20 protein-coding genes are annotated in these 21,570 nt (G+C 57.2%); 13 read left to right on the top strand and 7 right to left on the bottom strand.

The window, feature by feature from the left end:
* The first annotated feature begins 236 nt into the window (after positions 1 to 236).
* The 5 genes from EYR88_RS15905 (at position 237) to EYR88_RS15890 (ending at position 7,273) form a co-directional block, all read left to right on the top strand.
* Positions 237 to 2,210, top strand: coding sequence for a M13-type metalloendopeptidase (locus EYR88_RS15905; protein WP_131090748.1), 1,974 nt, complete (start codon positions 237 to 239; stop codon positions 2,208 to 2,210).
* 138 nt (positions 2,211 to 2,348) lie between these two features.
* Positions 2,349 to 3,863 (top strand): lysine--tRNA ligase, encoded by a 1,515-nt coding sequence (gene lysS / locus EYR88_RS15900; RefSeq protein ID WP_131090747.1) that lies wholly within the window; start codon positions 2,349 to 2,351, stop codon positions 3,861 to 3,863.
* A 3-nt stretch (positions 3,864 to 3,866) separates the two neighbouring features.
* Positions 3,867 to 4,034: a hypothetical protein gene (locus EYR88_RS16110; protein ID WP_165477405.1), complete on the top strand. Its 168-nt coding sequence runs from the start codon at positions 3,867 to 3,869 to the stop codon at positions 4,032 to 4,034.
* A gap of 139 nt (positions 4,035 to 4,173) precedes the next feature.
* Complete coding sequence (locus tag EYR88_RS15895; protein WP_131090746.1) at positions 4,174 to 4,494, top strand: Lsr2 family protein; 321 nt, start codon at positions 4,174 to 4,176, stop codon at positions 4,492 to 4,494.
* 265 nt (positions 4,495 to 4,759) lie between these two features.
* On the top strand, positions 4,760 to 7,273 hold the full coding sequence (locus EYR88_RS15890; RefSeq protein WP_131090745.1) for an ATP-dependent Clp protease ATP-binding subunit: 2,514 nt from the start codon (positions 4,760 to 4,762) through the stop codon (positions 7,271 to 7,273).
* A 76-nt stretch (positions 7,274 to 7,349) separates the two neighbouring features.
* Here the strand turns inward: EYR88_RS15890 and EYR88_RS15885 are convergent, their stop codons facing one another.
* On the bottom strand, positions 7,350 to 8,576 hold the full coding sequence (locus tag EYR88_RS15885) for an MFS transporter (protein WP_165477404.1): 1,227 nt from the start codon (positions 8,574 to 8,576) through the stop codon (positions 7,350 to 7,352).
* A gap of 128 nt (positions 8,577 to 8,704) precedes the next feature.
* Between EYR88_RS15885 and EYR88_RS15880 the strand changes: the two genes are divergently transcribed.
* On the top strand, positions 8,705 to 9,217 hold the full coding sequence (locus EYR88_RS15880; RefSeq protein WP_131090744.1) for an amino-acid N-acetyltransferase: 513 nt from the start codon (positions 8,705 to 8,707) through the stop codon (positions 9,215 to 9,217).
* Positions 9,218 to 9,220: 3 nt separating this feature from the next.
* Here EYR88_RS15880 and EYR88_RS15875 read toward each other — a convergent pair whose 3' ends face one another.
* On the bottom strand, positions 9,221 to 10,021 hold the full coding sequence (locus tag EYR88_RS15875; RefSeq protein WP_131090743.1) for a DUF1206 domain-containing protein: 801 nt from the start codon (positions 10,019 to 10,021) through the stop codon (positions 9,221 to 9,223).
* A 13-nt stretch (positions 10,022 to 10,034) separates the two neighbouring features.
* Complete coding sequence (locus tag EYR88_RS15870) at positions 10,035 to 10,943, bottom strand: A/G-specific adenine glycosylase (RefSeq protein WP_242632633.1); 909 nt, start codon at positions 10,941 to 10,943, stop codon at positions 10,035 to 10,037.
* 86 nt (positions 10,944 to 11,029) lie between these two features.
* On the opposite strand from EYR88_RS15870, the gene EYR88_RS15865 reads away from it, so the two are divergent.
* Positions 11,030 to 11,635 carry a hypothetical protein gene (locus EYR88_RS15865; RefSeq protein WP_131090741.1) on the top strand — a complete coding sequence of 202 codons (606 nt, stop codon included), beginning with the start codon at positions 11,030 to 11,032 and terminating at the stop codon, positions 11,633 to 11,635.
* 4 nt (positions 11,636 to 11,639) lie between these two features.
* Here EYR88_RS15865 and disA read toward each other — a convergent pair whose 3' ends face one another.
* Genes disA through EYR88_RS15850 form a run of 3 tightly spaced genes read right to left on the bottom strand, consistent with a single transcriptional unit; the run spans position 11,640 to position 15,320 of the window.
* Positions 11,640 to 12,713 carry a DNA integrity scanning diadenylate cyclase DisA gene (gene disA, locus EYR88_RS15860; protein ID WP_131090740.1) on the bottom strand — a complete coding sequence of 358 codons (1,074 nt, stop codon included), beginning with the start codon at positions 12,711 to 12,713 and terminating at the stop codon, positions 11,640 to 11,642.
* A 34-nt stretch (positions 12,714 to 12,747) separates the two neighbouring features.
* The gene (radA, locus tag EYR88_RS15855; RefSeq protein WP_131090739.1) at positions 12,748 to 14,142 is read right to left on the bottom strand and encodes a DNA repair protein RadA; all 1,395 of its coding nucleotides are present in this window, start codon (positions 14,140 to 14,142) and stop codon (positions 12,748 to 12,750) included.
* 35 nt (positions 14,143 to 14,177) lie between these two features.
* Positions 14,178 to 15,320, bottom strand: coding sequence for an FUSC family protein (locus EYR88_RS15850; RefSeq protein WP_131090738.1), 1,143 nt, complete (start codon positions 15,318 to 15,320; stop codon positions 14,178 to 14,180).
* A gap of 217 nt (positions 15,321 to 15,537) precedes the next feature.
* Between EYR88_RS15850 and pstS the strand changes: the two genes are divergently transcribed.
* The 6 genes from pstS to EYR88_RS15820 all read left to right on the top strand — a co-directional run bounded on the left by pstS (position 15,538) and on the right by EYR88_RS15820 (position 20,540).
* Positions 15,538 to 16,653 carry a phosphate ABC transporter substrate-binding protein PstS gene (pstS, locus tag EYR88_RS15845; protein WP_131090737.1) on the top strand — a complete coding sequence of 372 codons (1,116 nt, stop codon included), beginning with the start codon at positions 15,538 to 15,540 and terminating at the stop codon, positions 16,651 to 16,653.
* Positions 16,654 to 16,770: 117 nt separating this feature from the next.
* Entirely contained in the window at positions 16,771 to 17,706 is a 936-nt protein-coding gene (gene pstC / locus EYR88_RS15840) for a phosphate ABC transporter permease subunit PstC (protein WP_131090736.1), read from the top strand.
* Positions 17,706 to 18,848, top strand: a complete 1,143-nt coding sequence (gene pstA / locus EYR88_RS15835) for a phosphate ABC transporter permease PstA (protein ID WP_131090735.1) — start codon at positions 17,706 to 17,708, stop codon at positions 18,846 to 18,848. The genes pstC and pstA overlap by 1 nt, the downstream gene beginning before the upstream one ends.
* 46 nt (positions 18,849 to 18,894) lie before the next feature.
* A complete protein-coding gene (gene pstB, locus EYR88_RS15830) occupies positions 18,895 to 19,674 on the top strand; it encodes a phosphate ABC transporter ATP-binding protein PstB (RefSeq protein WP_131090734.1) in 780 nt (259 codons plus the stop codon).
* A gap of 204 nt (positions 19,675 to 19,878) precedes the next feature.
* Positions 19,879 to 20,343 (top strand): hypothetical protein, encoded by a 465-nt coding sequence (locus EYR88_RS15825; RefSeq protein WP_131090733.1) that lies wholly within the window; start codon positions 19,879 to 19,881, stop codon positions 20,341 to 20,343.
* A complete protein-coding gene (locus EYR88_RS15820) occupies positions 20,343 to 20,540 on the top strand; it encodes a helix-turn-helix transcriptional regulator (RefSeq protein WP_131090732.1) in 198 nt (65 codons plus the stop codon). Before EYR88_RS15825 ends, EYR88_RS15820 begins: the two co-directional genes overlap by 1 nt.
* Here EYR88_RS15820 and EYR88_RS15815 read toward each other — a convergent pair.
* Complete coding sequence (locus EYR88_RS15815) at positions 20,537 to 21,565, bottom strand: inorganic phosphate transporter (RefSeq protein ID WP_131090731.1); 1,029 nt, start codon at positions 21,563 to 21,565, stop codon at positions 20,537 to 20,539. The two genes, EYR88_RS15820 and EYR88_RS15815, sit on opposite strands and share 4 nt — an antisense overlap.
* Between the last annotated feature and the right edge of the window lie 5 nt (positions 21,566 to 21,570).

Raw genomic sequence — 21,570 nt, 5'->3', positions numbered from 1 at the left:
CCACTGCGCCGATGGTACTGCACTCGTGAGGGTGTGGGAGAGTAGGTCACCGCCGGACTTAACTTAATAAAGATGAATGTTGGTTTGAGGCCCTAACCTTTTGGTTGGGGCCTCACCTGTTTAACCACCATGGTTAAGCCGTCCGCGCACCTAAGGCGCTCGAGCTCTTTATTCTCGGAGAACTGGCTACAGTGTGTAGTAGAAATAACTTGTTCTGCTACCGAGGGAGTCATGCCTTGACCACTGAGACAACGAGCCCGCTGCGTTACCGCGACGATTCGGTTCGTCCCCAGGATGATCTTTACCGTCATAGCAACGGTAAGTGGTTCGAAACGGCCACCATCCCAGGTGATCAAGGGATCTACGGTTCGTTCATGGAACTGCGTGACCAGGCCGAAGATGCCGTTCACGCCATCATCAAAGAAGCCGTCAAGGCCTACGAATCGGGCTCAGCTACCGATGAGGCAACCAAGCGCATCGCTCACCTCTATGGTTCCTTCATGAATGAAGCGGCGATTCAAGAGCGTGGCGCAGAGCCGATCGCTGGCTACCTCAACGCCATTAATGAAGTTACTTCCGTGCAGTCACTGCTGAAGCTCTCGGGATCTTTCTACCGCAAGGGTATTAGCGGATTCCTCGAAATTGGCGCGATGAACGACGCAGGGGACCCAGAGCGAAACCTTTTGACCTTTCTGCAAGGTGGATTGGGCCTGCCCGACGAGTCCTACTATCACGATGAGCAATTGGCCGAGACCCTCGCTGATTACCGGGACCACCTGCAGCGACTGCTAAGCCTTGGCGGGATTAGTGATGCGGGCTCGGCAGCCGATAGCGTCGTTGCGCTGGAGAAGGCTATCGCCGAATTCCACTGGGATCGGGTGAAGGTACGCGATGCTCAGGCACGCTACAACCTTATGACCGGCGAATCGCTCTTTGAACTCTTTGACGGTCTGAAGTCCTGGCTGGCCGGGGCAGAAATTGAAGCAAAGTACTACGGCGAAGTTGTTGTTTGGCAGCCCAGCTACCTTGAAGGTCTGGCGGGCCTCATCGAATCCCAGCCGCTAGACGCATGGAAGAATTGGCTTAACGTGCAGGTGCTGCGTTCCTTCGCGCCGTACCTCTCCAGTGACTTCGTCAACGAAAACTTCTCCTTCTACTCCGCCAAGCTCGGCGGTGTGGAGCAGATCCGCGATCGCTGGAAGCGCGGCGTATCCTTCACCGAAGGCGCCGTAGGTGAAGACATCGGCCAAGTTTACGTTGCCAAGAATTTCCCGCCGGAGGCCAAAGATGCCATGGATCAGCTGGTGCAGCGACTGACCGAGGCCTACCGGATCTCTATCGGCCAACTGTCCTGGATGGGCGAGGCAACGATCGAAAAGGCGCTGGATAAGCTTTCGAAGTTCCGGCCAAAGATTGGCTACCCGGATCAGTGGATCGATTACTCGTCGATCACCACCAATGAGCTTGATGTGATTGCCAATTTGGCCGCGGCCAATGAGTTTGAGTATAAGCGCGAGCTGAAGAAGATCGATGACGGGGTGGACCGCGAACTGTGGTTCATGTACCCACAGACCGTCAACGCCTACTACCACCCGCTGCTGAACGAAATCGCATTCCCGGCAGCCATCCTGCGCCTGCCATTCTTTGATGTAGATCGCGATATCGCCTCGAACTTTGGTGCGATCGGAGCGGTGATCGGCCATGAGATCGGCCACGGTTTTGATGACCAAGGCTCGCAGTACGATGGCACCGGCCAGCTGACCAACTGGTGGACCGATGAGGACCGCGAAGCATTTGAGAAGCTGACCGGCAAGCTGGTGGAGCAGTACAACGCACTGGCTCCCACCGAAGCACCCGAGCACCAGGTCAACGGTGCGCTGACCCTAGGTGAAAACATCGGCGACCTTGGCGGACTGGGCATCGCCTACAAGGCGTACAAGCTCGAGCTTGCCGGTCGTGGCATCACCGAGGATGAAGTGATCGACGGAGTCAGCGGTGACCAGCGCTTCTTCTACTCGTGGGCTGAATGCTGGCGTACGCTGATCCGTCCGGAAACCGCAGTGGTCCGCGTTCGCACCGACCCACACGCACCGGGCGAATTCCGTTGCAACCAGGTTCCCAAGAACCTGAGCGCCTTCCACGAAGCCTTTGGCACCAAGCCAGGCGATGGCATGTGGCTGGACCCAGAAGACCGCGTCGAAATCTGGTAAATCACCACCGATCACGCACCAGAGCACCGGCAAACTTCGCTTTGCCGGTGCTCTGGTGTACCCGGTGGGAAATTAGCGGGTGTAAGTCTGATCATGAACGGCATTGCGGGCACGCAATGACACGTAGAATGGGTAATTGTGACTTCCGAAAATAATTCCGCACAGCCCATTGATACCAACGACCAGCGACAGGTTCGCACTGATAAGCGAAACCAGTTCCTGGCCAAGGGTGAGGAAGCCTACCCTGTAGGTGTGGCTCGCACCCACTCGCTGCTGGAAATCCGCGATAAGTACGAGCACCTTGAAGCCGGCGAAGAAACCGAAGACGTAGTAGGCGTCGCTGGCCGGATCGTCTTTATGCGCAATACCGGCAAGCTGTGCTTCGCCACCTTGCAGGAGGGTGGCCCCAATGGTGAGGGTGTGCGCCTGCAGCTGATGCTTTCCTTGGCTAACGTCGGCGAAGAACGCCTTGCCCAGTGGAAGTCCCTCGTTGACCTCGGCGACCACGTTTTTGTTAGCGGCAAGGTGATTTCTTCACGCCGCGGCGAGCTGTCGATCATGGCCGACACCTACGAAATGGCCTCCAAGGCACTGCGCCCGCTGCCAGTGCTGCACGCGGATTTGAATGAAGCTACCCGTGTGCGTCAGCGCTACGCGGACCTGATCGTGCGCAATGAAGCTCGCGAAATGGTTTACAAGCGTGCCGGCATTGTTCGCGCCGTACGTAACACCCTAGAAAACCATGGCTACGTTGAGGTTGAGACCCCAATGCTGCAGCTGGTTCACGGTGGCGCATCGGCCCGTCCATTCAAGACTCACCTGAACGCTTTTGATCAGGAAATGACCCTGCGCATCGCCACTGAGCTGTACCTCAAGCGTTGTGTTGTTGGTGGCGTGGACCGTGTATTCGAAGTCGGACGCATCTTCCGCAACGAAGGCGTGGACTCAACTCACTCGCCTGAATTCACCACCCTAGAATGCTACGAAGCCTACGCAGATCAGTACGTGATGGCCGATCGCATGAAGGAAATTATCCTTAACGCCGCCGACGCCATTGGCGCTGGCCGAACCGTCGAAACCCCTAAGGGCACCGCAAACCTGGACGGCGAATGGCGCTGGTTGAGCGTGTACCCTGGCCTGTCTGAGGCTGTGGGTGTGGAGATCACTCCAGATACCGACGCTTCGGTGTTGCGCGAAGTTGCGGCCAAGCACGAAGTAAAGATCGATCCTGCTTGGGGAGCTCAGAAGCTAGTTATCGAGCTCTTTGGCGAAATTGTCGAGCCAACTTTGATCGACCCAACCTTCGTTTGTGATTACCCGCCACTGGCTCAGCCGCTGGCTCGTCCACACCGCTCGAAGCCAGGCGTTATCGAAGCATGGGACCTCATCATCGGTGGCATGGAACGCGGTACCGCGTTCTCGGAGCTGATCGACCCAGTCATTCAGCGTGAACGCCTCACCGAGCAGTCGCTGATGGCCGCTGGCGGCGACCCTGAAGCAATGCAGCTTGACGAGGACTTCCTGCGTGCCCTGGAATACGGTGCACCACCGATGGGTGGTATCGGACTGGGTATCGATCGATTGGTAATGCTCTTCACCAACGTCGGTATTCGCGAAACGATTCTCTTCCCACTGCTAAAGCCGGAGGCATAAATAATGTTGTACGTCGAGGCTATTGTTCCAACAATCGCCCTGGCTCTGCTTTTTTGGTACGTGATGAAAGCGATTACTAACGCGGACCGAAAAGAGCGTCAGGCCGAAGCTGAAGCAGATGCGCTTATTCAAAATCGTGCGGATTCCAATAATCCAACGAACGAGAATTAGAGTATTCCTGATAGAACCTTGTGAATATTGATCAGAATTAGAATTTTCTGACGCTATTTGTATAGGCTTGAACATTGAAAAGGACTGGTGTCTCATTTGACGCCTAGTTCAGTACATTCAAGCTCGGAGGAATCCCCAGATGGCACGTCAGGTTCAAATCGCCCTGATTGACGATATTGATGGCAGCGAAGCAACTGAATCAATTGCATTCAGCATTGCTGGTCAGCACTTCGAAATCGACCTGAACGACGAACATGCTGCAGAATTCCACGCGGCCATTGATCCGTATGTAGAAGCTGCGCGTTCGTCGAAGCAGACGGCGACTAGCGAAGCCCCAGCAATTCGTGCTTGGGCAAAAGAAAACAATATCAAGGTCAACGCTCGTGGGCGCCTTAATGCAGAGGTTGTAGAATCCTACAACGCTGCAATGCGTAAGGGCGGACGCAACCGCACGAAGTAATTCGCTCGGGTAGTCAAAGACTTCAAATGAGTCGGCACATTCAATGTGCCGACTCATTTGCTTATAACGATGACCGTGATCTATCAATTTAATTGACCTACTCTTTTTCCCTCACATGAGAATTCAATGGCGTTTGTCCCGGTAAGCGACGTCCACCAAGCAGTATTGAAGTAACGCTTCGGGTTATCCCCGTGGCGAACAAGGGCGAATTGCGGTCGCTTGGTGCGTAGCATCGAATTATTGGTAAGCAAGGAGTGTGCCGAAGATGTTTGAGAGATTTACCGACCGTGCCCGTCGAGTTGTCGTGCTCGCCCAAGAAGAGGCGCGCATGCTCAACCACAATTACATCGGCACCGAGCACCTGCTGCTCGGCCTAATCCACGAAGGTGATGGCGTAGCCGCTAAAGCGCTCGAGTCGCTGAATATTTCGTTGGGTGCCGTACGTGAGCAGGTTCAGGAGATTATCGGTAAGGGCCAGCAGGCTCCTTCCGGTCATATCCCGTTCACTCCTCGCGCCAAGAAGGTCTTGGAATTGTCGCTGCGCGAAGCGTTGCAGCTGGGTCATAACTACATTGGCACCGAGCACATTCTGCTCGGTTTGATCCGCGAGGGCGAAGGTGTTGCTGCTCAGGTTCTAGTGAAGCTGGGTGCTGACCTTGGCCGCGTGCGCCAGCAGGTCATTCAGCTGCTCTCGGGCTACCAGGGTGGCAAGGAAACTGCCGCCGCTGGTGTTAGCTCGGGCGGACAGCAGGAAGGTACCCCGGCCGGTTCGGCGGTACTGGACCAGTTTGGTCGCAACCTCACCGCAGCTGCCCGCGAAGGCAAGCTGGATCCGGTGATCGGTCGCGAGCACGAGATGGAACGCGTCATGCAGGTCCTCTCGCGCCGTACCAAGAACAACCCAGTTCTTATTGGTGAACCTGGCGTTGGTAAGACTGCCGTAGTTGAAGGCCTGGCCCAGTCGATCGTTCGCGGCGACGTACCAGAAACCATCAAGGACAAGCAGCTATACACCTTGGACCTCGGTTCATTGGTCGCCGGTTCCCGTTACCGTGGTGACTTCGAAGAGCGCCTGAAGAAGGTCCTCAAGGAGATCCGCACCCGTGGCGATATCATCTTGTTCATCGATGAGATCCACACCCTGGTGGGTGCTGGTGCGGCCGAAGGTGCTATTGACGCTGCTTCCATCCTCAAGCCTATGTTGGCTCGTGGCGAGTTGCAGACCATTGGTGCCACCACCCTTGATGAGTACCGCAAGAACATCGAGAAGGATGCAGCGCTTGAGCGTCGCTTCCAGCCGATTCAGGTCAAGGAACCAACTGTTGAGCTGACCACGCAGATCCTTCGTGGCCTGCGTGACCGCTACGAGGCACACCACCGCGTGACCATCACCGATGGCGCATTACAGGCTGCCGCAACGTTGGCTCACCGCTACATTTCGGATCGTTTCCTGCCAGATAAGGCAGTGGATTTGATCGATGAAGCCGGTGCCCGCCTGCGCATCCAGCGGATGACCGCACCTCCTGCCCTGAAGGAAATGGACGAGGAGATCGCGACCGTACGCCTGGAGAAGGAAGCGGCGATCGACGCCCAGGACTTCGAAGGTGCAGCCTCGCTGCGCGACAAGGAGTCCAAGCTCATCGAGGCGCGCAACGAAAAGGAAAAGTCGTGGCGCAACGGTGACATGGATGAAGTATCCGAGGTCACCGAAGAGCTCATTGCTGAAGTTCTGGCTAACTCCACCGGCATCCCGGTTGTGAAGCTGACCGAGGAAGAGTCCTCACGTCTGCTGAACATGGAAGCAGAACTGCACAAGCGTGTTATCGGCCAGGATTCGGCTATCAAGGCCATCTCCCAGGCGATCCGCCGCACCCGTGCAGGCCTGAAGGATCCAAACCGCCCAGGTGGCTCGTTCATCTTCGCCGGTCCAACCGGTGTGGGTAAGACCGAGCTGGCTAAGGCGTTGGCGGAATTCCTCTTCGGTGAAGAAGACGCACTGATCACCTTGGACATGTCCGAATACTCGGAGAAGCACACCGTTTCCCGACTCTTCGGTGCCCCTCCAGGCTACGTCGGTTACGAAGAAGGTGGACAGCTGACCGAAAAGGTCCGTCGTCGTCCATTCTCCGTAGTGCTCTTCGACGAGGTTGAAAAGGCTCACGCTGACCTGTTCAACTCGCTGCTGCAGATTCTGGAAGACGGTCGATTGACTGACTCCCAGGGCCGCGTAGTGGACTTCAAGAACACCATCATCATCATGACCACCAACCTCGGTACCCGTGACATCTCTAAGGGTGTAATGACCGGCTTCCAGTCGGTCGCGGATACCAAGACCGGTTATGAGCGCATGCAGGCCAAGGTGCAAGAAGAGCTACGTCAGCACTTCCGCCCTGAGTTCTTGAACCGTGTTGATGACACCGTGGTCTTCCCTCAGCTCAACCAGGACGAGATCGAAGAGATCGTCGACCTGTTTGTTGGCCGCCTGGCCAAGCGTCTGAAGGAACGCGAGATGACCATCGAGCTGACCCAGGGTGCTCGCAGCCTGTTGGCACAGCGTGGCTACGACCCAGCAATGGGCGCTCGTCCACTGCGTCGTACCATTCAGCGCGACATCGAAGATCAGCTCTCCGAGCGGATCCTATTCGGTCAGATTGTTGCTGGACAGCATGTCACCGTGGACGTTGAGGGCGAGGGTGAACTGCAGAAGTTCGTCTTCCGCGCCGAAGGCGGCCCAGGCCAGCTAGAAGGCGAGCCGGCACCAGCAGCGCTGGAAAGCTAAGCTCAAACCGTTTGTAACAACTAGCCGTGGAACAAGAGAAATCTGGTTCCACGGCTAGTTGCTTTAACGCCTTGCTTTAACGCCGGGAAGCCGAGCGCAAGACCAAGACCAGTCCCAGAGCTGTGCAGCAAAGATAAACACCGATCACGCAGATCCAACCAACGGTGAAGCCGCCTGCGGATCCGACCAGCAGGCCCATGGCCAGCGGGCCAACGGTGAATCCACCAAATTGCCCAGCAGAGACGATGCCACTGGCGCTGCCCAATCGGTTAGCAGGAACCGCGCGGAGCAAGGCAGCCATGAGAACCACCGAGACGCCTAAGGCCGAGGCGCCGTGCAAGATCACCGCAACCCAGAGCAGCGTCGCGCAGTGCCATTGTTCGGAGAGCAGGAAGCTCACGGCCCCGCAGGTGGCAAGCGAGGCCAGTAGTAGAAGCAGTTTTGGTGCAGCGATGCCGCGGGACATCATCCTGCCCCAACCCACTCGTGCGCTGACTCCGACCACACCGGCCACTGCAGCGGTCAGGCCGCCGGCGATGAGCGAGAAGTGCAGTTCGCGCACCGCAAACAGCGCCAAATACACATTGGTGGCCTGAACCCCAACACCGTTGATAAACCCAAAGAGGGTTAATGCATAAATGACGTACCGGGTAGAAGGTGCCGCCTGTGCAATCGGGGTTTCAGACTTCGGCCCGGATTGCTTACTGGGGCTCGACTCTGGAGCTTGAAGCAGAGGTGTGCTGTTCAGAATGCGTACTGCAAGAATGGCCAGCACCGCAGCCAGTACGGCTCCGGTCAGCGATGCTCCCCGCCAGCCAATGACGGCGGCCAGAAGCGGGAACCCCACGCTGCCTATCAACTGGGAGACCTGAACACCAGACTGTTTAATCCCGGTCCAGTTGATCCGTTGTTCGCTAGGCACTCGCTGGACCAAAATACGATTGGTGACACCGTTGGGAAATGACTGGGCGAGCCCAGAAACACCGGCAGCCACCAACAAAAGAATGTAGCCGGCATTTACGGCGGCAAGCCCCAGAGCTAGCGTGGCGGCACCAAAAATGATCAGCATCAACCGGGTATCTGGTTGCCGATCCGAGAATTTACCAAACGCAGCATTACCTATCGCGGCGCACCCAAAACAAACGGTAGCCAGCAGACCAAATTGGGACTCGGTGATGCCCAGATCTCGAATCACCAGATCACTTGTCGCGCTAAGCCCGTAGTTAAGCAGTGGGGCAATGCCGACAGCGGATAAGAGGATGGCCAGCAGCCCAAACCCTGGGCGTACTTCCTTGACTGACATCCTCATCCTTAAACTGGTCGAACTGCGGTTCTAGCTCAGTTTGGCATAGTCGCAACCAGGCGCATCGTTCTATGACATTTCTGGCATCGACTTAAACTCTGCGAACTATCGGGCATAGGATTTATCAGGTGAATACTTTTACCGTCCGTTCAGCAAAAACCAGTGATGTCGCAGCGATCCGCGAGCTTGTGCGACCGCTAGCTGAAAAGCGGATCCTGCTGGACAAGGAAGCAGTCACCTATTACGAATCCATTCAGGAATTTGTGATGGCTCAGGACTCGGACGGAAATGTCATTGGCTGCGGCGGCTTGCACGTGATCTGGGAAGACATTGCCGAGATTCGCACGCTGGCCACCTCTGAACAGGTGCGCGGCCAAGGCATCGGACACCTATTGCTCGAAGAGCTAATCCGCCGGGCCAAGGCTGTGGGTGTAACACGGGTGTTCTGTCTGACCTTTGAAGTGGCATTCTTTGAACGCCACGGATTTAGCGTTATGGCGGATCAGAGCGCAGTTGATCCCATTGTCTACCAAGAAATCCTGCACTCGCGAGACGAAGGCGTGGCCGAGTTCCTCGACCTTGCGCGGGTAAAACCCAATACCTTGGGCAATACCCGCATGATCATCTCATTGGAGCAGTAGCCTCTAGTCCATCTGGTCGTAGCGCGCACGCAAGATCAGGTACAGCGCGTAGATAACCAGACCCACTCCAATGACGCCCAAAACAATGGGGCCGAAACTTTGATCACGGATAGCCTTCAGCGCACCGTCAATGCCACTGGCTTCTTTGGGATCGCCCTGTACGGTGGCCACGATGAACAGCACTCCCAGCGCGCCGAGGACTAGACCCTTAGCTGGGTAGCCAAGCATGCCGGTGTAGGTGATCGCCTTGGAGATATCCCGGCGGCTCGAATTTTCCAGATCCTTCAGAAACTTCTTACTGACACCCTTATAGATGTAGTAACAAGCCATACCCAACAGGATCAGCCCGATGATAACTATCACGGCCCGTCCGGCAAAGGACTTCATCAATTCGCCACTGAAGCTAGAGGTAGTCTTTCCCGAATCGCTCGGGCTGCCCACGGCAAATCGACCAAAGGTGAAACCAACGGCCAAGAACACCACGGCCGTTCCCGCAAATTTCAGTCGCTCCCGTAGCTCTTTCTCGGGAAGGAAGAGCTGAGCCAGCGACCACAGACCCAGTAAGAGTGCCCCGGCCGCGCAGATCCAGAGCAGAACTATGCCAAAGGGTTGTGCTGCCAAAGCACGCATGGCACCGCTTTGATCTGCCTTTGCGTGCCCGCCGGAGGCCACAAATGCAGCAAGTATGCCCATGGTGGCATGTAGTACACCATTGGCGACATAACCTAGGCGGGCCAAGCGTTCGAACCAAGGATGCCGGGCTACCTGGTGGGCAGCGTTGGTCGGGTCTACAGAAGCGTTCATGGCCTAATCATAACTAGGACGGCAGGCAAATGTGTCCGTCTTCAAGCACGGCTAGCCCGTCTTTGAGCAAACCGGACAGGGCTCGTTCACGCTGCGCTAATTCAGCTTGCAATCCTTCTAGCGCCACATAGCTGGTGTGCTCCTGTAGGGACAGGTCAGCAAGGAAAGATGTTTGTGTCACCGGATGCTCATGTTCTCGCAATATGGCCATGATGGCTCCACGAACCTGACGGTCCGTGCCTTGCCAGGCTTGGCCTTTGGGGGTGTAGTGCGGTGCCGGGCGTCCGGCAGCAATCCATGCGCACTGGTCAAAGACCGGGCAGGCATCACATTTGGGGCTGCGCGCGGTGCAAACCAAGGCACCTAGTTCCATCACCGAGACGTTCCACAAATTTGCGTCGTCTTTAGCTTCGGGCTGCACTTGCCGAGCACGGGCGAATTCACTAGCCCGCGGGGTGGGTTCGGGCAGCGCCATGCCGCCAAAGAGTCTGGCGTGTACCCGTCGGATATTGGTATCAACCACCACGGTGGGCTGACCAAAGGCAAAACAAGCAATGGCCGCGGCGGTATAGTCTCCGACCCCGGGCAGCGCACGTAGCGCTTCTTCGGTGCGCGGTACCTCACCGTTGTATTCGGTGGTGATTTCAATCGCCGCCGCATGTAGGCGCTGCGCGCGGCGTGGATAACCTAACCGTCCCCAGGCCTTGAGCGCTTCAGATAAAGGTTCGGCGGCCAGATCTTGTGGCCGCGGCCAACGACTCATCCACTGTTCCCAGACAGGTAGTACGCGCACCACGGGAGTCTGCTGCAGCATAAATTCGCTGACCATAACCTCCCAGCCGCTTGCGCCTTCACGACGCCATGGCAGGTCCCTTGAGTTTGCCAAGTACCACTGGTTGATTTTGTGATGGATTTGCTGCACCTCACCACTGTATCCAACCTTGTGCATTTGGCTCGATTCCCCTGCCATTACCGGGATCGGGTGTGCCGATGAATTAGCCTTAAGCTATGAGCAATGCACCCGGATCCAAGCCATCAGCCAGCGTCTATCGGCGTCGGCGTATTACCGTGGCGGTAATCGCCGTGGTACTGATTGGGTTGATCATTTGGGGCGTTGTCTCAGTGGCAGGTTTGCTCACTTCCGACCCGCAGAGCGCGCCGGCGCCTTCGCCGACCGCGCAGAGCTCTTCGGCAGCGCCAAGCACAGAATCTTCGGAGGATGCGGCCAAGAAGTGCAAGTCGGACGAGATCAAAATTACCGCGACCACCGACGCTAAAAGCTACCCGGCTGGCAAAAAACCGGTGCTGATCCTTGGTATCGAAAACATCTCAAAGCGCGAGTGCGACTTAAACGTGGGAACCAGCCAGCAAGAATTTTTGATCTCCAGTGGAGCCGACCGCGTCTTCTCCACCGTGGACTGCCTGCAAAACCGTGAAGATGTTCCGCTGACCTTTGCCGCGGGACAAAAAGAGGACGCGCGTTTCACCTGGAACCGTGACCGCTCGGCACCGGGCTGCAAGGCCGTGAGTGTGCAGCCAAGCCCCGGTACCTACAAGTTCACGGCGGCCATCGGAGAATTTGAATCCGAACCAGTGAGCTTCAAACTGGAGTAACTGGCTAGATGTAGCGATCCAGCAGGGAAGACTCAGCCATTCGAGCTAGCCCTTCACGGATGGACCGCGCACGCTGTTCGCCCACACCTTCAATTTCCATCAATGCCGTGGTCGAGGCGGCCATCAGCAGCTGCAAATTATCAAAGGACGCCACCAACCGGTCACCGATGGCCTTAGGTACGGTGCGGATCTGCGATAGCAGACGGTAACCCTTAGGGGAGAGCTGATCATCCTGACCAATAGTTCCCTGTGGGAACAGGATCTTGGCCAGCCCTTCAATATCGATTAGCTGGGCGTCACTGACCTCATGAAGTCGCCCAAGCGCCAGATCGATATCCAGTTCGGATCCTTCAGCCTGAGCATAATCACGCAAGAGCAACTGATTATCAACCTGGATCCCGGAAAGCAATTCTGCGTGCTGTGCCGCTAGCAGTCGACCATCAATACCCAGCTCCAGAACGTAGCGGGAGATTTCTTCGCTGGTTCGTCGCAACATTTCGGTGCGCTGCAGAACCGCCAATACTTCACGTGCGGTGGCGACGTCTTCAATTTCCGCCGCCGATAAAGCGCTGGTGACCTGGTCCAGACGATGCCGGTAGCGCTCTAGGGTAGCAACAGCCTGGTTACCTCGGGCCAACAGTCGTTCGGCCGGTTCAAGCACGTGGCGCTCGCCGTCCGCATACAGGGTGATGGTTTGCATGGACTGGGAGACCGAGATGGTCGGGAAGCCAGTCTGTACTGCAACACGTTCGGCCGTGCGGTGACGGGTACCCGATTCTTGGGTATCAATCTGCGCATCGGGCATTAGCTGTACGCCGGCCTGCAGGATCTGCCGTGCCGTGCCGTCAAGGATGATCGCGCCGTCCATTTTGGCCAGCTCGCGGATCCGGGTTGGGCTGTAGTCCGCGTTGATTCTGAATCCGCCGGAGCTCAGCGATTCCACGACCTTGTCGTGGCCCAAGACAATCAGGGCGCCGGTGCGGCCACGCTGAATGCGCTCAAGACCCGCAGCGAGTTCGGTTCCCGGAGCAATCTGGGCCAAGATGGCAAGAAATTCGGGGGATGGGTGCGCTTTCAATTTGCGTCCTTTCAGCGGGCGACAACACTCAAGTTTATCGTGCTGGTTTCTGTCGCTGGGTGAAGGCAACATCCAGTGCCTGAGCTATGTTCTCCACTTGGAATACGTGGATACCCTCGGGAATGTTTTTCAGTGGTTCCGGGGTCGCCGGAGCCATAGCAAAGGAGAACCCAAGCCGTTGGGCTTCGGTGATTCGCCGCGAGATCTCGGGAACTTGGCGTACTTCACCGGCCAGCCCCACCTCACCAAAGGCCACAAAGTCCTGGGGCAGCGGGAACTCATTCATCGAGGAAGCCAAAGCCAACGCGCAGGCAAGATCCGAAGCGGGTTCGGCAATTTTTACTCCGCCCACCGTGGCGATATAGGAGTCCATCGAAGAAAGATCCATATGGGCCCGAGCTTGTAGAACGGCCACGACCATTTGGGCGCGTGCAGCATCCAGGCCACTGGTGGCACGACGGGCAGCTGGGGCATTACTGCGTGATAGCAAGGTCTGCACCTCGGCTACCAGCGGGCGTCGGCCCTCCAGCGTCACGGTGATGCAGGTGCCCGGTACCGGATTGCGGGTACGGGTGACAAAAAGCTTGGACGGATCGGTGAGCGATTCAATGCCGTCCTCATTCAGATCAAAGCAGCCCACCTCATCGGTAGCACCGTAACGGTTTTTCAGCGCTCGCAGAATGCGCAAGCGCGAATGCTTCTCACCATCAAACTGGCAGACCACATCAACTAGGTGCTCGAGTAGGCGCGGACCGGCCACGGAGCCTTCCTTGGTCACGTGTCCGACCATGATGGTGGACATGGCCCGGGTCTTGGCAGCGTTGATGATAGAGGCCGCCACCTCGCGTACCTGGGAGACGCCGCCGGCAGCCCCATCAATCTCCGCTGAGGAGAAGGTCTGGACCGAGTCCAAAATCAGCAGTTGTGGGTCGATCTCTTGGATCTGTCCCAGCGCGAGGGCAAGGTCAGTTTCTGCAGCGAGGTAAAGGTTATCGGCCACGGCGTTGATACGTTCGGCCCGGGATTTCACCTGAGCCGCCGATTCTTCACCGGTCAGATACAGCACTCGAAGACCGGTATTTGCTGCCTTTGCCGCTACATCCAGTAACAGTGTGGACTTACCCACGCCCGGTTCTCCGGCGAGCAGGATTGCTGCAGCTGGAACCAATCCGCCACCTAAAACACGGTCCAGTTCGGAAACACCGCTGGGCCTGAAGGCTGCCTCGGAGCCGTCAATCTGAGCGATTGGCTTAGCCGGATGCGCCACCTTGGCCGCCGCGACGGTGCGCGCCGAAACGGTGCCTACTTCTTCAACGGTGCCCCACGCTTGGCATTCGCCGCAACGTCCCACCCATTTGATAGTGGTCCATCCGCATTCCGAGCATTTGAAGGTTGCTGAAGATTTGGTGCGCGTGGAGGTTTTGGCCATAGCCTAATGCTATCGACCCCGGCCGACATTTTTGTTCAGGAGAGCTTGGGCAACGCTGCGATGGCTTCATCGTGATTGCGTCCTGCAGATTCTAGAAGGTCAACGATCATCGGGCGCAACAACAGGACTAATCCTTCACCTTGCAAACCTTGGACGCCTAAGCTCTGCGGGTCTAGCTGTGCTGCCGCATTTTCCAGCTGGCGGATAGCTGCCCGTTCGTACTTTCGTTGACCGGCCAGATTCTGTTCGCGAACCGAGTGCGCCAGCGCGTTCACCGCTTCGGATACTTCACGCAAAAGTGGCGCGAGCGATTCGGCACCTTCTGGGGTCAGCGCCCCATTGGTGATGACCGAAGATAACCGGCGGGCAAAAACGCGAAGGTTACGCGCCGTCCAGTCATAGTGGTTAAAGCGTTCGGAAAGCCGATTGAGCTCATGGCGATGCCGGCGTCCGGACGGCGAAATCATCGCCAGTTCCTTCGAAGCACTAAAAGCGCCGGGTAACTTATCCAGGTGACTCTGGGTGGCGCGCGCCTTAATCAGCGCGTGGAATGCCGCACGACGATCATCGTCACGAATGGCCCAGGAACATTCCAAAATTGCCTCAGAAAGTTCCTTAAACAAGTCGCTGAGCGCTGAGACCGGGGTGCGCCGCGGGTCCGAAGGCCAAAGAACAATCACCAGCAACGCCAATAATGATCCGGTTAAAGCGTCAATGGATCTGGCAAAAGGCCCATCAACGCTGATCGGCAATAACACCACAAGGGCTGACTGCATCCCGAGCTGAGTGGAGAAGATGGCCCCGGAATCTAGATAACGAGCCACCACCAAACTCAGCGACATCACCACCGCGGCCTGCCAGATACCTTGGCCAAACCAATGCATCAGCGTATCGCCCAGTGCCACACCCAAGGTGCAGCCCAAAGCGACTTCAGCGGTTTTGCGTATCGTGGTTGAGGCTCCAAAGCCCAAGGAGATCAGTGCGCTGGTGGCGGCAAAAATCGGTTGTGTATGTCCCCAGATGCTCTCCGCGATCCAGAAGGCGCCGATGGCGCCCATGGTCATGCGCAAAATCCTTGGAAGGGAGCTGCGCGCGCGTAACAGCCCAGAGCGGTTGCGCGCAGCGAGGAAGCCAGTTACCCGGGTTGGTAGCGACTTCGCTTTGCTCTGAATTGCCATAGGGTCAGTCTCCCACGCTCAGGGCTTTAACCCGATGAAGTTGCCTGCATATTGCTCTAGTGAGCAGGATCACGACAATACGTAGAAGCTGTTAACCCTTTGTTCACCTTTGCCGGGGGATCTGGTTACCTTGGCTCTTTAACGTCATAGATGAAGCGGGGGAAGATCCGCTGGAAGTTTTCATATTCATCGTATTCAACATGGGGAGTACCAACTCGTGAAGCTTAATCGCCTTGGCAGTGCAGCTGCCGTCCTTTCTGTAGCGGCAATCGCACTGACTGCTTGTGGCTCGGATAATCCGACCGCCACCTCAAGCTCGGGCAGCTCCGCAAGCTCGTCGGGCTCAGGTGCCAGTGGCACCCTGACCGGCATTGGCGCTTCCAGCCAGACCTCGGCTATGGAAGCCTGGAGCGCAGGCTTCAAGGCTGCCAACGCAGGCGCTAACGTACAGTACTCGCCAGATGGCTCGGGCGCTGGCCGTAAGGCATTCTTGGCTGGTGGCGCTCAGTTCGCTGGCTCGGATGCTTACCTGAAGGAAGACGAAGCCGAATCGTCCAAGAAGATTTGTGGCCCAGAAGGCGCTTTCAACATTCCTGCGTACGTCTCGCCAATCGCTGTAGCTTACAACCTTGAGGGTGTTGACGAGCTGAACATGGATGCGCAGACCATCGCCAAGGTGTTCAAGAAGGAAATCACCAAGTGGAATGACCCAGTGATTGCCAAGCAGAACCCAGATGCAACCCTGCCGGACAAGCAAATCACCGTTGTTCACCGCAACGATGAGTCGGGGACCACCGAGAACTTTGTTGAGTACCTCAAGGCTGCCGCTGGCAAGGTCTGGAACTACGAAGTTTCCGGAGAATGGCCAAGCGACATCCAGTCGGAAAACGCTAAGGGCACCTCCGGCGTGGTTTCCACCACCACCTCCACCGACGGCGCAATCACCTACGCTGACTTCTCGGCTGTAGGCAAGCTGTCCACCGTCAACGTCAAGGTGGGCGACGAATACACCAAGATCTCAGCAGACGCTGCCGCTAAGGCGCTGGAGACCGCAACCCCAGTGAAGGGTGCCTCCAAGAACGACTTGGCACTGGATCTGAAGCGCGACACCACCGAAGCCGGTACCTACCCAATCGTCTTGGTTTCGTACCACATCTTCTGCAGCACCTACAAGGATCAGGCAACTGTTGACCTGGTCAAGTCCTTCGGTAAGTACGTAGTTTCCGCTGAGGGCCAGAAGGCTGCTGCGGATTCAGCCGGCAACGCTCCACTGTCGAGCAGCATCGAAGAAAAGGCTGCCAAGGCTATCGACGCAATCACCGTCGCCAAGTAGTAACTCGCCGGAATCCGGCACTCGGTGCGGGTGGTGAACTCGACCACCCGCACCAGCAACACCCCTCCACCCCTGCAGCATTGGCTGCATCACCCCCGTTTTGTAAAGGCTCTAGCCATGACTACCAATGCTTTGACAAGCAAGTCATCGACTTCAGGCCGCCTAGGCGACAAGATCTTCTCCGGTGCAGCCCTGGCCGCCGGTGTACTGATCCTAATCACGCTCTTTGCGGTCGCAGTCTTCTTGCTGATCCAAGCCCTGCCGACGTTCTTTGCCGATCCGGCAGAGGTTTCCGGCGGTCAAGGATTCTTCGCTTATATCTGGCCGATTGTTATCGGTACGGTCATCGCCGCGGCTATCGCCCTGGCGATAGCTACCCCAGTCGGTCTGGGTGTGGCACTGTTTATCTCGCACTTCGCTCCACGCAAGGTTGCTGGCCCGCTGGGCTACCTCATTGACCTGCTGGCAGCAATCCCCTCGGTGATCTACGGTGCTTGGGGCTACATGATCCTGGCACCAGCCTTGGTTCCCGGATTTGAATGGCTGGCCAAGAACCTCGGATTCATCCCGATCTTCGCCGGTCCTGCCTCGCAGACCGGTAAGACCATGCTCACCGCCGGCATTGTGCTGGCCGTGATGGTTCTGCCGATTATCACCTCGCTGACCCGAGAAATCTTCTTGCAGACTCCAAAGTTGCACGAAGAAGCCGCCCTGGCTTTGGGTGCCACCCGCTGGGAAATGATCACCACCGCCGTTCTTCCTTTCGCCCGCCCGGGCATTATCTCGGCGGTCATGCTGGGACTGGGACGAGCCTTGGGCGAGACCATGGCAGTGGCCCTGGTGCTTTCCACAGGCAACCTGATCCCTTCGCTGATCAAGACTGGAAACCAGACCATCGCCGCGGAAATCGCGTTGAACTTCCCTGAGGCCTTCGGCCTGCGACTCTCGGAGCTGATCGCTGCCGGCCTAGTACTGTTCCTGATCACCCTGGTTGTGAACATCTTCGCCCGTGGCATCATCGCCCGCCACAAGGAATTCTCGGGGGCTAACTAATGAGCGCTACAACCACTAACGCACGACATAGCACCGGCAACAGCCCGGTTCCACCGGTACGCAAGCGCAATTCGCTGGCCAAGGGCAAGCTGCCTAAGTGGGCCATCTGGGCCATCGCAGCCGGTTCGATCATCATCGGCGCTGCAGCTTCAACCCTGACCGGTTTTAGCATTGCCGCCTTTGCGATCTACTCCGCCATCATCTTCTTAGTTGCCGCCTCGGTAATCACCACCGTGGTGGAAGGCAAGCGTCGCGGCACCAACGCGATGTGGACCTACCTGATCTACGCCGCATTTATCGTGGCACTGATCCCGCTGGCCTCGGTGCTCTACACGGTGCTGGAAAAGGGTCTGCCGGGCCTGAACGGTCACTTCCTGTTCACCTCGATGAATGGTGTTACCGGTGCAGTAGATAATCAGGGCGTGGAAAACGGCACACCAGTTGTCGGTGGCGCGTACCACGCAGTGATGGGCACCTTGCTGATCACCCTCTGGGCTACCTTGATTTCCGTACCAGTGGGCATGCTCACCGCGGTTTACCTGGTTGAATACGGTCAGGGCAAGACGCTATCCAAGGCGATCACCTTCTTCGTGGACGTAATGACCGGTATCCCTTCGATCGTCGCCGGCTTGTTCGCAGCAGCGTTCTTCGGCATGATCCTTGGCCCAAGCGCCCGAATGGGCATTGTTGCCGCGGTGGCTTTGAGCGTACTGATGATTCCAACAGTGGTTCGCTCCACCGAGGAAATGCTCAAGATTGTCCCGAACGAATTGCGCGAAGCTTCCTTCGCACTGGGTGTGCGCCGCTGGCGCACCATCTTGAAGGTAGTTGTCCCAACCGCGATCTCCGGTATCGCCTCCGGTGTCACCCTGGCAATCGCCCGCGTCATCGGCGAAACCGCACCAATCTTGGTCACCGCCGGCATCGCAAGCAACATCAACATGAACGTGTTTGCTAACTGGATGTCCACGTTGCCGACCTTCATTTACTACCAGATCATGAACCCGACCAGCCCAACCAACGTTGACCCATCGGTCCAGCGTGCCTGGGCAGCAGCCCTGCTGCTGATTCTGATGGTGATGGCACTGAACCTGATCGCCCGCCTGGTCGCTTCGATCTTCGCTCCCAAGAAGGGCCGTTGAGCTTAAGGCTCCGTCTCTGACCCACCCAAAGTTTTAAGGAAATATTATGGCAAAACGCATCGACGTCAACGATCTGAACGTCTACTACTCCAAGTTCCTGGCCGTTGAGGGCGTCTCGATCAACATCGAGCCAAAGTCCGTTACCGCCTTCATCGGCCCATCGGGTTGTGGCAAGTCCACCTTCCTGCGCACGCTGAACCGTATGCACGAAGTCATCCCCGGTGGCCGCGTTGAGGGTCAGGTACTGCTTGACGGAGACGACCTCTACGCACCCGGCGTTGATCCGGTCACCGTGCGCAGCCAGATCGGCATGGTCTTCCAGCGTCCGAACCCATTCCCAACTATGTCCATCAAGGACAATGTGCTCGCCGGCGTAAAGCTGAACGGCAACAAGATCTCCCGCTCGGATGCCGAGGACCTGGTTGAGAAGTCGCTACGTGGCGCCAACCTCTGGAACGAGGTTAAGGACCGTCTGGATAAGCCAGGTTCCGGTCTTTCCGGTGGTCAGCAGCAGCGTCTATGCATCGCCCGCACCATCGCGGTGAAGCCAGATGTGATCTTGATGGATGAGCCATGTTCGGCACTGGACCCGATCTCTACCTTGGCCATTGAGGATTTGATCAACGAGCTCAAGGACGACTTCACCGTAGTGATCGTGACTCACAATATGCAGCAGGCAGCCCGCGTGAGCGACAAGACCGCGTTCTTCAACATCGCAGGCACCGGCAAGCCGGGCAAGCTCATCGAGTTCAACGACACCACCGCCATCTTCTCTAACCCAGAGCAGAAGGCCACCGAAGATTACGTCTCCGGACGCTTCGGATAAAGATTTCGGATGCCGCCACTTTTTAGTAGGCGGTAGACGAACCGGAAGGGGGGTCTTCCGGGGATCCTGGAGGGGATCACCGCCAGCGGCGCACCATCAAGGGTGCGCCGCTGGTTTTTAAAATCTGAGGTAAAGCACCCTTGACTGTAAAGCGTCCTTGTCTGTAAAGTAACGTTTACACAGCGATGAAGGAGAGCGATAAAAATGAACGCAGAACTATCGTCCAAAACCAGATGGGGTCGTTCGCGATTTGGTGGAGGCACAGCCCTGTTGATCGGCATCAGCCTTATCGCAGGTGCGGCCCTAGCTCTTGGAGCTGGTTTGCTCTTTGCCAAGCTGAACGCCCCACAGAACCCAGTTTTTGCCACACTGATTATGGCCGCGGCCTTGTGGCCGATACTGTCCGTCATTTTCTGGGTCTTGTTGGTTGACCGAAATACGGTTCGCGGATCCCTAAGAAATCCCGAGATCTCAATTGAAGGTCAATGGCATGACGAGGCTGTTGTCAAAGTGTTCCAAGACCTGATGATTATTTGCGGTCTCGGCGCAGCGGTATTTTCGTTTATCAACGTGCAGGCATCTGTAAGCCTGGTGCTCACCGGTGTTTTGCTACTCACCGGGGCAGATTTCATCCTGCGCTACTTCTTGATCAAGCGGGCGCAGAGCTAGTGCAGAGCAATCTCAGTGAATACCGCAAGGACCGCGGGATCTCCCAACAGGCGCTAGCCGACCTGCTGGGGGTCTCCAGGCAGACGATCATTTCCCTAGAAAAAGGGCGCTACGACCCGTCCTTGCCGCTGGCGTTTAAACTCGCCGCACAGTTCAACTGCCGTATCGAAGACCTATTTATCCCCGAGGATCTTTAGTGACCGGCAAATAGCGGGCGCACCGCCAGTGTGAAAATCGCGCCACCGAGGACACAAACCACCGGGGTTAATAGCCAGTGCCAGACCACGCGGTACACATTGCGCCAAGCCACCGATTCAAAAGACTGATTCCGGCCAGCGCCGATAATACCGCTGGTCACCGCCTGCGTTGTGGACAGCGGTAGGTGGACCAACAGGGAGCCAACAAAGAGCATGCCAGCAGCCACGCCCTGGGCAATCATGCCGCGCAACGGATCAAAGTGCACCAAGCGCCGGCCCAGGGTATAGGTAATCCTCCAGCCGCCCAGCAGCACGCCGAAGCTCAAGGCGGAAGCCGCCGTGAGCTGAATGGCCACGGTCAGTGGCCCAGGATTCATCATCTGGCCGGTGATGAGCACCAGACTCAACAGGGCGCCGGTGCGCTGGCCGTCCTGCAGTCCAAGACCCAGAGCCACCGCCCCCGCCGCAACCGCCTGTCCCGCTTTGGAGCCTTCGTTGACGGAGCGCGATGTGGTGTGGCGCAAGAACCAGGTTGCCGGGAAAACTAAGAGGTAGGACAGGACATAGGCGATGATTGAGGCCAGCACCATCGGGATGATCACCGAGGACAGCAACAAGCCCCACACATTGCGAGTGGACTCATCGCCCATGATCGCCGAGGCACCACTGCCACCGGCTAAAGCGGAGAGTAATGCGTGCGTGGAACTAATCGGCAAACCGCGCCACCAACAATAAATGCCCCAGATGCCGGCGACGATCAGCCCGCTGATCAGCAGTTTTAACCCAGCAACTCCCGAGGGCACGTTGATGTTCAGTTCCTGCACCAGGGTCACACTCAACCCCGAAGTTGCCATGGTGCCAATGAAGGCGAACACCGCCGCTAAAGACACCGCAATGGCCGGGCGCAACGCCCTGGTGCGCACCGAAGCTGCCACCGCGGTGGAGGCGTCACGCATGCCGTTGAGCACGGCGTAGGCCAGCGTCAGGACGACCGCCACAGCGGTGAGGACCGTAATGAGGGTCATGGGTT

It is taken from the genome of Arthrobacter sp. S41, from assembly GCF_004320535.1.
Lineage (GTDB): Bacteria > Actinomycetota > Actinomycetes > Actinomycetales > Micrococcaceae > Glutamicibacter.
Note: the sequence above shows the minus strand (reverse complement) of the source record. Positions and strands in the feature narration are given on the sequence as shown.

Coding starts and splice junctions, on each gene's coding strand:
- EYR88_RS16110 (WP_165477405.1), top strand. CDS start 3,867: ATGTTGTACGTCGAGGCTATTGTTCCAACAATCGCCCTGGCTCTGCTT.
- EYR88_RS15895 (WP_131090746.1), top strand. CDS start 4,174: ATGGCACGTCAGGTTCAAATCGCCCTGATTGACGATATTGATGGCAGC.
- EYR88_RS15890 (WP_131090745.1), top strand. CDS start 4,760: ATGTTTGAGAGATTTACCGACCGTGCCCGTCGAGTTGTCGTGCTCGCC.
- EYR88_RS15885 (WP_165477404.1), bottom strand. CDS start 8,576: ATGTCAGTCAAGGAAGTACGCCCAGGGTTTGGGCTGCTGGCCATCCTC.
- EYR88_RS15875 (WP_131090743.1), bottom strand. CDS start 10,021: ATGAACGCTTCTGTAGACCCGACCAACGCTGCCCACCAGGTAGCCCGG.
- EYR88_RS15865 (WP_131090741.1), top strand. CDS start 11,030: ATGAGCAATGCACCCGGATCCAAGCCATCAGCCAGCGTCTATCGGCGT.
- radA (WP_131090739.1), bottom strand. CDS start 14,142: ATGGCCAAAACCTCCACGCGCACCAAATCTTCAGCAACCTTCAAATGC.
- EYR88_RS15850 (WP_131090738.1), bottom strand. CDS start 15,320: ATGGCAATTCAGAGCAAAGCGAAGTCGCTACCAACCCGGGTAACTGGC.
- pstC (WP_131090736.1), top strand. CDS start 16,771: ATGACTACCAATGCTTTGACAAGCAAGTCATCGACTTCAGGCCGCCTA.
- pstA (WP_131090735.1), top strand. CDS start 17,706: ATGAGCGCTACAACCACTAACGCACGACATAGCACCGGCAACAGCCCG.
- pstB (WP_131090734.1), top strand. CDS start 18,895: ATGGCAAAACGCATCGACGTCAACGATCTGAACGTCTACTACTCCAAG.
- EYR88_RS15825 (WP_131090733.1), top strand. CDS start 19,879: ATGAACGCAGAACTATCGTCCAAAACCAGATGGGGTCGTTCGCGATTT.
- EYR88_RS15815 (WP_131090731.1), bottom strand. CDS start 21,565: ATGACCCTCATTACGGTCCTCACCGCTGTGGCGGTCGTCCTGACGCTG.